At 39.0% G+C, this 13,423-nt stretch carries 11 protein-coding genes; 7 read left to right on the forward strand and 4 right to left on the reverse strand.

Features of this window, described 5'->3' with window-relative positions:
* Window positions 1–25 precede the first annotated feature (25 nt).
* From AC1DRF_RS08850 to AC1DRF_RS08875, 6 genes are all read left to right on the forward strand, one after another.
* Window positions 26–1,540 carry an alpha-amylase family glycosyl hydrolase gene (locus AC1DRF_RS08850; protein ID WP_477740606.1) on the forward strand — a complete coding sequence of 505 codons (1,515 nt, stop codon included), beginning with the start codon at window positions 26–28 and terminating at the stop codon, window positions 1,538–1,540.
* A gap of 57 nt (window positions 1,541–1,597) precedes the next feature.
* Window positions 1,598–2,632, forward strand: a complete 1,035-nt coding sequence (locus AC1DRF_RS08855; RefSeq protein ID WP_477740607.1) for a LacI family DNA-binding transcriptional regulator — start codon at window positions 1,598–1,600, stop codon at window positions 2,630–2,632.
* 346 nt (window positions 2,633–2,978) lie between these two features.
* Window positions 2,979–4,526: an L-glutamate gamma-semialdehyde dehydrogenase gene (gene pruA / locus AC1DRF_RS08860; RefSeq protein WP_477740608.1), complete on the forward strand. Its 1,548-nt coding sequence runs from the start codon at window positions 2,979–2,981 to the stop codon at window positions 4,524–4,526.
* 23 nt (window positions 4,527–4,549) lie between these two features.
* Entirely contained in the window at window positions 4,550–5,755 is a 1,206-nt protein-coding gene (locus AC1DRF_RS08865; RefSeq protein WP_013055371.1) for an ornithine--oxo-acid transaminase, read from the forward strand.
* 103 nt (window positions 5,756–5,858) lie between these two features.
* Complete coding sequence (locus AC1DRF_RS08870; protein ID WP_427075748.1) at window positions 5,859–7,538, forward strand: M20/M25/M40 family metallo-hydrolase; 1,680 nt, start codon at window positions 5,859–5,861, stop codon at window positions 7,536–7,538.
* Window positions 7,539–7,561: 23 nt separating this feature from the next.
* The gene (locus tag AC1DRF_RS08875) at window positions 7,562–8,980 is read left to right on the forward strand and encodes an amino acid permease (RefSeq protein ID WP_427075747.1); all 1,419 of its coding nucleotides are present in this window, start codon (window positions 7,562–7,564) and stop codon (window positions 8,978–8,980) included.
* Window positions 8,981–9,007: 27 nt separating this feature from the next.
* On the opposite strand, the gene AC1DRF_RS08880 is transcribed toward AC1DRF_RS08875, so the two are convergent.
* From AC1DRF_RS08880 to AC1DRF_RS08890, 3 genes are all read right to left on the reverse strand, one after another.
* Window positions 9,008–10,420 (reverse strand): sigma-54 interaction domain-containing protein, encoded by a 1,413-nt coding sequence (locus tag AC1DRF_RS08880; protein WP_427075746.1) that lies wholly within the window; start codon window positions 10,418–10,420, stop codon window positions 9,008–9,010.
* A gap of 104 nt (window positions 10,421–10,524) precedes the next feature.
* A complete protein-coding gene (locus tag AC1DRF_RS08885) occupies window positions 10,525–11,388 on the reverse strand; it encodes an SDR family oxidoreductase (protein WP_427075745.1) in 864 nt (287 codons plus the stop codon).
* Window positions 11,389–11,528: 140 nt separating this feature from the next.
* Window positions 11,529–12,020: a YajQ family cyclic di-GMP-binding protein gene (locus AC1DRF_RS08890; RefSeq protein ID WP_013055376.1), complete on the reverse strand. Its 492-nt coding sequence runs from the start codon at window positions 12,018–12,020 to the stop codon at window positions 11,529–11,531.
* 255 nt (window positions 12,021–12,275) lie between these two features.
* On the opposite strand from AC1DRF_RS08890, the gene AC1DRF_RS08895 reads away from it, so the two are divergent.
* Window positions 12,276–13,139 carry a CvfB family protein gene (locus tag AC1DRF_RS08895; protein WP_013055377.1) on the forward strand — a complete coding sequence of 288 codons (864 nt, stop codon included), beginning with the start codon at window positions 12,276–12,278 and terminating at the stop codon, window positions 13,137–13,139.
* Between the two features lie 34 nt (window positions 13,140–13,173).
* On the opposite strand, the gene AC1DRF_RS08900 is transcribed toward AC1DRF_RS08895, so the two are convergent.
* Complete coding sequence (locus tag AC1DRF_RS08900) at window positions 13,174–13,305, reverse strand: DUF3941 domain-containing protein (protein ID WP_013055378.1); 132 nt, start codon at window positions 13,303–13,305, stop codon at window positions 13,174–13,176.
* Between the last annotated feature and the right edge of the window lie 118 nt (window positions 13,306–13,423).

Raw genomic sequence — 13,423 nt, forward strand, 5'->3', positions numbered from 1 at the left:
CAGTTCGTCTATAGGAGGGGAATAGATGAAATGGAAAAGGACAAGTATGCTGCTTATACTACTATTGCTTTTTGGAAGCAGTGCCTCAGCGCAAGATCATAAAGATATACGTGATGAGGTAATATACTCATTGATGATCAACCGTTTTTATAACGGAAGTGAACAGAATGATCGAAATGTTGACTATGAACGTTCAGATGCCTATTATGGAGGCGATTTACAGGGAATAGCACAAAAGTTAGACTATATTCAAGAGATGGGATTTACCGCTGTTTTATTAACTCCTTTTATGGAAAATGATGAGACAGGCTATCATGGATATGCGGTGACCAACCATTATAAAATAGACGATCATTTTGGAACGTTAAAAGACTTACAAAATCTTGTGAAGAAAGCACATGAGCGCAATATAAAAATTATGGTCGAATTTCCTTTGACAATCAGTAACAATCATCCCTGGGTAGCAGATAAAGAAAAACACACATGGATAAGTAATAAATCCGGTACAGATAACGAAGTAATTAAAGCATTGCCTCACCTTAATTTAAAAGAAAGCGCTGTGCAGAAATACCTTATTAAAAATGCTGCTTGGTGGGGCAAACAAGCAGATATTGACGGATATTACGTTAAAGATATCGATCAAGCCCCTTCTGCATTTATTTCATCCTTTTCTAAGACGCTAAAAAGCATGGATCCTTCTTTTCTATTAATAGGAGAAATAAACGGGGAACCATTTAAAAAAAATGAGCAGGCTGATTCGTTAGGAGTAGATTTGCTTGTAGATAGAACGCTAGCCGAAGCCACTGCTGCTACGTTTAGCGGTACTAATCGCCCGCAGAAAATGTTGTATGACAAGTGGGGAAAAGGAAGTAATCAGCCTTTAGCCAATTTTTTAGATGATGTTCATAGCACGCGTTTTACAGCACAAGCATTAAAGAGTGAAAATCATCCTGGAGCCCGAACAAAGCAAGGGCTTTCGTATCTTTATACTTCGCCGAGTGTACCAATCGTTTTTTATGGAACGGAAATTGCGCTGAATGGGGGAAAAGGAGCAGAAAATTATGCCATGATGAATTTTTTAGCTAATCCCGATATTATAGATCATTTAAAAAAACTGGCTGAACTTAGAGCAAAGTCGCCTTCTCTTCGAAAAGGAAGCTTTACCCTTGTGTCTGAGCRACAAGGTGTGGCTGTATACAAGAGAAGGTATAAGGACGAAACGACGTTTGTTGTGATTAATAATACAAAGGAAACTTCGGCCATTAATGTCCCGCTTAAAAAAGTTGGAAAAGAAAATGAACTAAGAGGGTTAATAACGGAAGGAATTATACGACCCGTTGACGATGTATACAACATTTCATTGGAGCCTGAGACCACAAATGTATATAAAGTAGTGAAAAAGTCAGGGGTTAATATTGGATATATCGCAGCGGTTGCTGCTGTTTATACGGGATTTGGCATCTTTTTGTACAAAGCATCTTCAAAAAGAAGAAAAGAAAAGAAAATTTCTCAATCTCGTAAAAAGGACAGCGCGTCATAGTTGTCAAATTATATTGGATAAGTATTAATGAAGAAAACATAATTAAGAGGTGGAATTATGGGTGTAACAATAAAAGATGTGGCAAATTTAGCAAATGTAGCCCCTTCGACGGTATCTCGCGTCATTGCAGACAGCTCAAGAATTAGTGAAAAAACAAAACAGCGCGTGCGATCGGCTATGAAAGAACTTGGTTATCACCCAAATATTATTGCGCGAAGTCTAGCAAATCAAACGACAGAGGCAGTCGGCCTAGTGATGCCGAGCTCAGCAGACAAGGTGTTTCAAAATCCGTTCTTTCCCGAAGTGCTAAGAGGAATCAGCACCGGAGCTCACGAAAACAAAAGAGCGATTTATATGTCCACTGGAGAAACGGAAGAAGAGATTTTTGCAGAAGTTGTTCAAATGGTACAGGGAAGACGAGTGGATKGATTAATTTTGCTGTACTCCAAAGTTGATGATCAAGTACTTTCTTATTTGCAAGAACAGAGCGTGCCGTTTGTAGTTATTGGAAAGCCGTTTAAACATAGTGAAAGCATCACGTTTGTTGATAATGATAATTTTAAAGCTGGAAAAGAAGCGACGGAATATTTAATTGAATCTGGACATGAGCGTATTGCTTTTATTGGCGGAAGTCTTGAATTAGTCGTTACCATTGACCGTTTAACAGGCTATGATAAAGCGATTCAAAAAGCAAACATTCCTTACCGGGACGAGTATGTAATTCATGAAGAATTTCTACAAAAGGGAGGAAAAGAAGCTGTTTGCGAACTTTTATCTCTAAAAGAACGTCCAACAGCTCTGGTAGTAGCAGACGATCTAATGGCATTAGGCGTTTTAAATACATTGGATGAAATGGGGATTTCGGTTCCTGAAGACATTTCGATTGTCAGTTTTAATAATGTTCTGATCGCCGAAATGGCTAGACCTGCTCTCACATCTATTGATATTAATATTTTTGAACTTGGTTATCAGGCTGTACGCTGCTTGATTAAGCAGATTGAAACGCCATATGCTGTTGCAGAACAAGTTCGCGTTCCCCACAAAATGATTGAAAGACAATCCTGTAAAACCATTCAAATGACGAAGAGATAACTTTATATACAAAGAGAAAAGAGGCTGGGACAAAAGTATTGTAGTTGAAGGAAGATCCGAACGAGTTTGATTCTTGATGGAGAATCAAACTTGTTCGGATTTTTTCGTTTTTAGATTGGATTGATTTTGGTATGTCTCAATATATTTTCTATGCCAAAGATATTGGCGTTTAAAGTGCAAAAAAAATATACACATGCCAATTATTTTTTCCTTTATCAAAAAGAAAGAATGATATAAGTGGTGAAAACCTTGATGACAAATAGGCTGTAAAGTTTTATTAAAAGTTGGCACGCTATTTGCATAACTATAAAGTAAACAAAGATTTGCATACTAGGAGGTATATATCATGGTAGTTTCTTATTCTCATGAACCATTTACAAATTTTAAAGACGAAAACAATAAAAAGGCATTTCAAGAAGCATTAACATATGTAAATACACAGCTTGGCAAAACGTACCCGCTTGTGATCGACGGTGAAAAAGTGGAAACTGAAGAGAAAATTACGTCTGTTAACCCAGCGAATATAAAAGAAGTGATTGGATATGTCTCTACAGTAAATAAAGACTTAGCAGAGCAAGCGATGCAGTCAGCTTTAAAAGCTTTTGAAACGTGGAAAAAATGGAAAGTAGAACATCGCGCGGATATTCTTTTCCGTGCAGCGGCCATCATCCGTCGCAGAAAGCATGAATTTTCTAGTTATCTTGTAAAAGAAGCAGGAAAGCCTTGGAACGAAGCAGATGCTGATACAGCAGAAGCAATTGATTTTTTAGAGTACTATGCCCGTCAAGTCCTGACGTTAAAAGATGGTTCTCCAGTACAGAGTCGAGACGGTGAGTATAATCAGTACAATTATATTCCACTTGGCGTAGGTATTATTATTTCACCCTTTAACTTCCCGTTAGCTATCATGGCTGGAACAGCAGTAGCAGCTATCGTAACAGGCAACACGATTTTATTAAAGCCAGCTGATGCCACTCCTGTAGTAGCAGCGAAATTTGTAGAAGTAATGGAAGAAGCAGGTTTACCGAAAGGCGTATTAAACTTTATTCCTSGTGCTACACCTGAAATCGGTGACTACTTAGTTGAACATCCAAAAACACGTTTTGTTTCATTTACTGGCTCGCGCGCAGTAGGTTGCCGCATTTACGAAAGAGCAGCAAAAGTACAGCCGGGCCAAAAATGGCTAAAACGCGTTATTGCTGAAATGGGCGGAAAAGATACGGTGGTTGTAGACAAAGATGCGGATCTTGATTTAGCTGCTTCTTCAATTGTATACTCTGCATTTGGTTTTGCAGGGCAAAAGTGCTCCGCTGGTTCTCGTGCTGTTGTGCATCAAGATGTGTATGATGAAGTGCTTGAAAAAGCAGTTGCGCTAACAAAAACATTAACCGTTGGAAACCCGGAAGAAGTTTCAACTTATATGGGACCTGTTATTCATGAGGCGTCGTATAACAAAGTATTATCGTATATTGAAATTGGAAAAGAAGAAGGACGGCTTGTTGCGGGAGGAGAAGCAGACAATTCAACTGGATACTTTATTCAGCCAACTATTTTTGCGGATGTAGATGAAAAAGCTCGTCTCATGCAAGAAGAAATTTTTGGTCCGGTAGTAGCATTCTCTAAAGCGCGAGATTTTGATCATATGATGGAGATTGCAAACAATACAGAATATGCATTAACAGGCGCTTTATTATCAAACAACCGCGAGCATATTGAGCGCGCCCGTGAAGAGTTCCATGTTGGAAATCTGTATTTTAACAGAGGATGTACAGGAGCGATTGTTGGTTACCAGCCTTTTGGCGGATTTAATATGTCAGGAACGGATTCAAAAGCAGGCGGACCGGATTATCTTGTTCTTCACATGCAAGCAAAAACAACATCTGAAACATTCTAATTAGAAAATAAGGAGGAGTAAATATGACAACTGAAACACAAAAAACGGTGAAAATCATTGAGCAAACAGAAAAATTTGGGGCACACAACTATCATCCGCTGCCGATTGTAATTGAAAAGGCAGAAGGCGTATGGGTACACGATCCAGAAAATAATAAATATATGGATATGCTAAGTGCTTATTCCGCTGTTAACCAAGGACATCGTCATCCGAAAATTATTGAAGCATTAAAACGTCAAGCTGATAAAGTAACGTTAACGTCACGAGCGTTTCATAATGATCAGCTTGGTCCATGGTATGAAAAGATTTGTAAATTAACAAATAAAAATATGGCTCTTCCAATGAATACGGGAGCAGAAGCGGTGGAAACAGCCATTAAAGCTGCACGCCGCTGGGCTTACGACGTGAAAGGCGTTGCTGAAAATCAAGCACAAATCATCGCATGTGTGGGCAACTTCCACGGTCGTACAATGACAGCTGTTTCCTTATCGTCTGAAGCAGAATATCAACGTGGTTTTGGACCGATGCTTCCAGGGCTTCAAACCATTCCTTATGGTGATTTAGAAGCGTTAAAAGCTGCTATTACACCAAATACAGCCGCATTTTTAATTGAGCCAATTCAAGGTGAAGCAGGTATCGTTTTACCTCCAGAAGGCTTCTTAAAAGCTGCAGCTGATTTATGTAAAGAACATAATGTGCTATTTATTGCTGATGAAATACAAGTTGGCTTAGCGCGTACAGGCAAAATGTTTGCTTGTGATTGGGAAGGCGTAGAACCAGATATGCTGATTTTAGGTAAAGCGCTTGGAGGAGGAGTTTTCCCTATTTCTTGCGTAGTCGCTAATGAAGACATTTTAAGTGTCTTTAACCCTGGCTCTCATGGTTCAACATTTGGAGGAAACCCGCTTGCTTGTGCCGTATCATTAGCTGCTTTGGAAGTAATTGAAGATGAAGAACTTCCAGCGCGTTCATTAGAATTAGGTTCTTATTTCAAGCAGAAGCTCCAAAGCTTAAGCAATCCAGTTATTAAAGAAGTGCGCGGCCGTGGTCTATTCATTGGGGTAGAATTACACGAAGAAGCTCGTCCTTATTGTGAAAAATTAAAAGACCAAGGTTTGCTTTGTAAAGAAACGCACAGTACGGTTATTCGTTTTGCTCCGCCGCTAACGATTTCAAAAGAAGAGTTAGACTGGGCAATTGAACGAATTGAAAAAGTATTTGCTGAGTAATCGGTTTAAAATAAATAAAAATAGTACGATATGTATATATCGTACTATTTTTATTCATATGCAGCTAAATAACGTTTTTATTTGATAGGCAGGAGGAATAGAAGTGTATATCCAACTCTCACAGCTAAGCATGGAAGAGCAAGTTGAATGTTTAACAAAAGCGTTAGTGAAAATCAAAAGTATCAATGGGACAAGCGGCGAAGTAAAGATTGCTGATTTCATTAAAAACACGCTTCAAAGTTTTCCTTATTTCAAAGAAAATCCCCTTCACGTTTGGGAACAGAAAATTAATGGCGATACGCTAGGTAGAAAAAATATATTTGCTTTTATTCAAGGCAGCAAAAAAAATGCTCAAACAATGATTTATCACGCTCACTTAGATACGGTTGGCATTGAAGATTTTGGTCCATTAAAAGACATAGCATTAGATCCAGAAGAACTTCAGCGCTATTTCTCTACGCATAACATTAATGAAGATGTACAGCGAGATGCTCGCTCAGGTGAATGGATGTTTGGAAGAGGAGCCGTTGATATGCAAAGTGGAATTGCTGTACATTTAGCCAATGTGCTGCATTTTACTAAGCATCCAAATAAATTAGAAGGAAACGTCCTTTTTATGGTCAACCCAGATGAGGAAAGTCAGCATGCTGGAATTATTTCTGCCGTTTCTGAACTGAACCGTTTGAAAAAAGAAAAAAATCTTTCATATGTAGCAGCGATTAATACCGACTTTATTACACCTCTTTACGATGGAGATTCCACGCGCTATATTTATACAGGAGCCGCTGGGAAACTGCTTCCATGTTTTTATATTTACGGAAGGGAGGTACACGTAGGAGATACGCTTGCTGGTATAGATCCTAATTTGATTGCATCTGAGATTACAGGAAGCATCCATAACAATATTAATCTAGCTGAAAATATTGAAGGAGAGCTGGTACTGCCACCTTCCTGTCTGTATCAACGAGATAATAAAGAGGCTTATAATGTGCAAACTGCTGTAAGCAGTCATTTGTATTTTAACTATTTCATCTATGAACGAACGGCAAAAGAAGTGATGAGTCAATTAATTGGATTATCAATCGAAGCATGTGAAAAAGTGGAGAAAAAACTTTCTGATTATTACGAACTTTTTGCTCGGAGAACGAATTTACCAAAGCGAAACTTGTCTTGGAAAGTGGATGTTGTGAGTTTGGAAGATTACCTGGAAGAATTGGATCAAAAAGGGATAAATGCTCAGGCTTGTATTGAACGAGCTTTCGAACAGTATGGGCATTTAGAACTTAGAACAAGGTGCTTTAAAGTAATTGAAGAACTTCAAAAGTTAGATCCGCATCAAAGTCCGCGCGTAATTGTCTTTTTTGCACCGCCTTACTTGCCTCATAATCACTTGAAGAAAGACGAAAGCAGAGATCAGCAGCTTCTTTATCCCTTGCAAGCAGCTGTGGAGAAGGTTGGAAAACAGACGGGAGAGACGTTTCAGTTTAAAAAATTTTTTCCCTACCTAGCGGATGGCAGCTTTTTATCTCTTCATGAGACAGATGAGGAAATCGATGCTTTTACACGTAACTTTCCAGGGTGGGGGATTGCAGGGGCGATTCCTTTCCGTGAAATTCGAGAGTTAAATATTCCGTCCATCAATATAGGAGTATATGGGAAAGACGGACATAAGTGGACAGAGCGAGTGTATAAGCCTTATTCGTTCGGAGTTCTTCCTAAGTTGATTCAAGAAACAACTGTTCAGATGCTAAAAAGTAGGCATGCTTGTACAAACCACATATAAGAAAATGAAGAACGGAGGTACCGATGAATAGACATACAGAACAAAACCAATTACAGAGAACAATGAAAAGCAGACATTTATTTATGATTGCGTTAGGAGGCGTGATTGGAACAGGCCTATTTTTAGGTTCGGGTTTTACTATTAGCCAGGCAGGGCCGGGGGGAGCCATTCTTGCATATATAATAGGCGGCTTCCTCATGTACTTAGTTATGCTTTGTTTAGGAGAGCTAGCGGTAGCAATGCCGGTTTCAGGTTCCTTTCAAGAATACGCTACAAGGTTTTTAGGGCCTTCTACAGGCTTTATGATTGGATGGCTGTACTGGTTCAGCTGGGCAAATACGACGGGGCTTGAATTTACGTCAGCAGGAATTTTAATGCAGAGGTGGTTTCCTGATGTACCTATATGGTCATGGTGCTTGATTTTTGGCGTCATTACATTTTTAATTAACGCTCTTTCTGCTCGAAGCTATGCTGAAACTGAGTTTTGGTTTTCGAGTATTAAAGTTACGGCTATTATTCTATTTATTTTAATTGGAGGAGCTGCTGTTTTTGGTTTTATCGATTTCAAGGGAGGAGAACCCGCACCGTTTCTTTCACATTTCACCCAAGGCGCAGGTCTTTTTCCAAATGGAATACTGGCAGTTTTATTGACTTTAGTAACGGTTAACTTTTCGTTTCAAGGAACGGAGCTTGTTGGCATTGCAGCAGGAGAAAGTGAAAGTCCTGAGAAAACGTTGCCGAGATCTATTCGAAACGTCATTTGGAGAACGCTGTTTTTCTTTGTGTTAGCTATGTTTGTTTTAGTCTCTATTCTGCCATACAAAACAGCAGGTGTCATTGAAAGTCCGTTTGTTGCCGTATTAGATCAAATTGGCATTCCATACGCAGCGGATATCATGAACTTCGTCATTTTAACAGCTGTTCTATCAGTGGCGAACTCCGGCGTTTATGCTGCTTCTCGTATGCTTTGGTCACTGTCAAACAGCAATATGGGGCCAAAACCTTTGAAGAAATTATCTTCAAGAGGTGTTCCAATTAACGCATTAATTGTGACAATGATTATTTCAGGGTGCTCGTTGATTACAAGCGTCGTGGCTGCTGAAACCGTATATCTTTGGTTTATTTCGATTTCAGGAATGGTGACCATTATTGTTTGGATGTCCATTTGTGCCTCTCAATTTATGTTCCGCCGTCGTTTTTTAGCGGAAGGAGGAGACATAAAGGAATTGAAATTTAAAACGCCGCTTTATCCGTTCGTTCCTATTCTAGGTTTTTGTTTGTATGGACTTGTATTAATCAGCTTAATTTTTATTCCGGATCAACGAATTGGTCTTTACTGTGGTGTCCCTTTAATCATTGTACTCTACGTGTATTATCACGTAGGAATCAAGAAAAATATTGATCAAAAACAATCGGATTCACCGGTTTATAAAGCAAAATAAAAAAGAAGTGCACTGTGCACTTCTTTTTTATTTAGAGCGGATGTTTAATCGTTTCATACGATACTGCAAGCTTTGTCTAGTCAGCCCTAGTATCTTAGCACTTTTTGAGATGTTGTGGCTGTGTTGTTCAAGCGTTTGTTTAATACATTCTGCTTCGAACGCTAACAGCTGTTCCTTTAAAGGAAGAGAAGGGTGAAAAGCGCTTGGATAAGAAGGTGCCTCACTGCTTGCTTTATTTTCAAAATGTTCATGCTGCTTTAGCTGGAACTTCGTTCTGTATTGGAAAGGAAGGTGAGAATAGTGAATAACATCTTCGTCCATTACTAAGTTCATTGCACCTTCAATAATGTGTTCTAATTCCCGTACGTTCCCTGGCCAGTCATAAGAGAGAAAAGAAGACATAACTTGGTGATCTACGGTTTTTACATTCATCTGAAATAAATCATTGTATTTTTTGATGAAAAACTTTGTTAATTCAATAATATCTTCTTTTCGTTCACGAAGAGGAGGAATAAAAAGCGTCACGACGCCAAGTCGATAATATAAGTCTTTGCGTAATCGGTTTTCTGCAATTGCATCGATTGGATCTTCATTCATGTTCGCGATCACTCGAACGTTAACCGGTTTGTCCACTGTATCCCCAATTCTTCGTACGGTTTTTTCCTGCAGCACTCGAAGAAGCTTAGCCTGAAGATTTGGGTTTAACGAGTTGATTTCATCTAGCAGTAATGTGCCTCCTTGCGCTTGTTCGAAAAGGCCAGGATTATCCATTGCACCTGTAAAAGCTCCGCGCTTCGTACCGAACAAAAGGCTTTCAATTAAATTATCCGGTAGCGCAGCACAGTTTTGTGAAATAAAAGGAGCAGAAGAGCGGCTGCTGCCATTATGTATGCTTTGAGCAAACAGTTCTTTTCCCGTGCCTGTTTCTCCAATGATTAAGACATAAGAAGGAGTTCTAGTAGCGCGCTTGGCGTCTTCAATCACATCATGAACAGCTTGACTGTTTCCAATGATGCTATCAAACGTAAAGCGTGTGTTTCCTTTTTGCCTAATGTTTTGCCGGATTAGACGCTCTAGTTTCGTCACGTCCTGAGCAATTTCAACCGCTCCTTGAATGACCCCCTCTTTTAAAATAGGGAAGGTATTATTAATCGTCGTAATTTCTTGTCCTTGATTGTTGAAATACGTTTGCTTGACGTTAACCGTTTCTTTTCCTTTTTGCAGCGCCTGTACAAGCGTGCTTTGCTGATTTTCTTTGAACATAAACACATCTAACAAGTTTTTATGTAAAACGTCTTGTTCATCCATCAGCTCCATCTTTGTCATCTTTTCATTATAAATAATAGTTTTTCCTGTTTCATCGACCGCATGGATACCGGCATCGACTTTATTTAAAATGGTTTCGTATATATGTTTAAGAGTGCTTAATGTATCGGTCATTCAAATACTCTCCTTTAGCGGTGTTCATATCTCTATTTAAACAAAAATAGCTGAATTCTGATAGTGTTTCCACATAAAAATAAATGAATGACCGAAGAGAAATGTTATCCGTTTACAATAGATCCCCCATTAATGTGCAGAACTTGCCCGGACATATAAGAAGAATCAGAGCTTGCCAAGTATACATAGGCCGGTCCGAGCTCAGAAGGCTGTCCTGCCCGTTTCATAGGTGTATTAGACCCAAATGTCGCAACTTGCTGTTCGTCGAACGTAGACGGAATAAGAGGTGTCCAAATGGGTCCCGGAGCTACGCCGTTTACGCGAATGCCTTTTGTTGCGAGCGAAGCTGATAAAGAACGTGTAAAAGCAACGATAGCACCTTTGGTTGAAGAGTAATCAATCAGCTGATCATGCCCATGGTAAGCTGTCACAGACGTTGTATTAATGATAGCGCTTCCTTTTTTTAAATGAGGCAATGCAGCTTTGGTCAGATGAAAAATTGAAAAAATATTCGTTTGAAACGTACGAGTAAGCTGTTCAGTCGTAATATCCGTAATACTTTTTTGAGGATGCTGTTCAGCTGCATTATTGACTAAGATGTCTATTTTTCCGAAAGTCTGAATCGCCTTTGAGACGACTTCTTGACAAAAATGCTCATCTCCTATATCGCCAGCAAGCAATAAACAAGAAGCTTCCATTCGTTCAACTTGTTTTTTGGTTTCATTTGCATCATCGTGTTCATTAAGGTAGGTTATGACAACATTTGCGCCTTCTTTAGCGTAATGATAAGCGACAGAACGTCCGATACCGCTGTCTCCTCCGGTGATAACAGCTACTTTGTTCTGTAATTTTCCGCTTGCCTTATAGTCTGGAGCGATAGAGGTAGGGATTGGATGCATATCTTTCTCAATACCTGGCTGAGTTTGCTGATGCTGAGGAGGGAAGTTTTGTTTTTGATTTTGATTCATTGGTATACACTCCTTAATTAATATGAGTATGTAAGCGTATACTAGTATTTGTTAAGAAAGTGTATCTATGCATAGGAATAAGCCTGAACGAATAAAAAAAGGCTTTAAAAGAAAAAATGAATGCCGGAGCATCCATTTTTTTAGCGGTAATTAATAAATTGTACGTCAATAGGTAAATCAGCGCTGCGAATAGCTGAAATAATTTGCTGCAGGTCATCACGATTTTTACCGCTTACGCGAAGCTGATCATCTTGAATCTGGCTTTTTACTTTTAAACCGGTATTTTTAATAATTGTATTTAGCTTTTTAGCGTTGTCTTTGTCGATACCTTGAATTAGCTTGGCGCGTTGTCTAACCGTTCCTCCAGAGGCGTTCTCAATTTTTCCATATGAGATATTGCGTGTAGGTACGCCGCGTTTAATAAGCTTGGAGATCAGTACGTCTTTTAACTGTTCAAGCTTAAATTCATCATCAGAAATAAGAACAAGCTCTTCGTTTTCAAGCGAGATTTCGCTTTTACTGCCTTTAAAATCGTAGCGGGTTTTAATTTCTTTTGTTGCCATGGTAATGCCGTTTGTTACTTCTGATAAATCGACTTGTGACACAATGTCAAATGAACTATCTTTAGCCATAATAACCTCCATATGTAAAGAGTTTGTTCTTTTATTATAAATAAAACACAAACTGTATACAACTGATATTGAATAGAGAGCCGGTAATTGATACAATACAAGTTATGCTTTTTGTTGTAAGCTATAGAAGCAGCTTTTTTAAACAATGCATGCATTTAAGTTGATTTGAAAGTTAAAATGCTGTTCGATGCAAAGTGAGAAGGTATGTGGTGACGGAATAATCACTACTAATTTATATAAAGGATGGATAGAACGATGAATGTAGAAGCTGGGATGAAAGCGTATTTAACAGTAAACCGGGAAACGCCGATTGGTTATATGTTAGCAGAAGGTGAAGAAGAAATTTTGCTACATAAAAATGAAACAACAAGAGAACTTGCTGAAGGAGAAGAAGTAGAAGTTTTTCTATACCTTGATCAGCATGACCGTTTAACGGCAACGATGCACTTACCTCTTGTTGAAGAAGGTGTTTATGAGTGGGTCGAGGTCGTAGATGTTAATCCAGGTTTGGGCGTGTTTGTAAATATCGGCATGAACAAAGATATGTTAATTGGTTCAACAGACTTACCTGCCCTAGAAGATCTGTGGCCAGAAGTCGGAAACAAGGTTTACTGTACAATGAAGATTTCAAAGCGCGGTAAGATGTACGGAAAAATTGCTACAGACGATGTGATGAAAGCAATGGCATTAGATGCTCCGCCCGAACTTTTTAATCGTGAAGTGAGCGGATACATCTATCGCGTACTGCGCGTAGGTTCATTTATTATGACAGATGAAGGATATGTTGGATTTATTCATGAAAGCGAGAGACGCAAAGAACCAAAGCTTGGTACGTATGTAACAGGCCGCGTAATTAATGTAAAAGAAGACGGAACGCTAAACGTATCGCTTCTTCCGCGCAAGCAAGAAAGCATGGATGAAGATGCACAAGTACTATACGATTACATGGAAAGCCGCGGTGGCGTTATGCCATTTTGGGATAAAAGCTATCCGGAAGATATTCGCGAGCGCTTTAATATGAGTAAAGCTGCGTTCAAACGTGCGCTTGGTAAACTGATGAAAGAAGGAAAAGTTTATCAAGAAGAAGGATGGACATATTTTAAAAAAGAAGAAAACTAAAAGGAGAAGCCGCTGAAAATTCAGCGGCTTCTTTTTATAAGTGATCAGTTTTTTTAGAAAATGAATGTTTTCCAAGCTCACGGTTATGCTTAGCTTGCAGATTCTTTTCGTGAAGCTTTGCGTTATTATCTTTTGCTTTTTTATCGTTATCGCTCGTTTTTGGCATTGTGATACACCCCTTTTTGGTCGTATCTTTAGAATGCCCTGACCTCTTTAAATTATTCGATGGTTTCATTCAAAAAGAAGACTGCAATCGTCCCTGGGCCAGAGTGAGAACCTATGGC

This window comes from Priestia sp. P5_B4 (genome assembly GCF_056400385.1).

Coding starts and splice junctions, on each gene's coding strand:
- AC1DRF_RS08880 (WP_427075746.1), bottom strand. CDS start 10,420: ATGACCGATACATTAAGCACTCTTAAACATATATACGAAACCATTTTA.
- AC1DRF_RS08900 (WP_013055378.1), bottom strand. CDS start 13,305: ATGCCAAAAACGAGCGATAACGATAAAAAAGCAAAAGATAATAACGCA.
- AC1DRF_RS08885 (WP_427075745.1), bottom strand. CDS start 11,388: ATGAATCAAAATCAAAAACAAAACTTCCCTCCTCAGCATCAGCAAACT.
- AC1DRF_RS08865 (WP_013055371.1), top strand. CDS start 4,550: ATGACAACTGAAACACAAAAAACGGTGAAAATCATTGAGCAAACAGAA.
- AC1DRF_RS08890 (WP_013055376.1), bottom strand. CDS start 12,020: ATGGCTAAAGATAGTTCATTTGACATTGTGTCACAAGTCGATTTATCA.
- AC1DRF_RS08895 (WP_013055377.1), top strand. CDS start 12,276: ATGAATGTAGAAGCTGGGATGAAAGCGTATTTAACAGTAAACCGGGAA.
- AC1DRF_RS08875 (WP_427075747.1), top strand. CDS start 7,562: ATGAATAGACATACAGAACAAAACCAATTACAGAGAACAATGAAAAGC.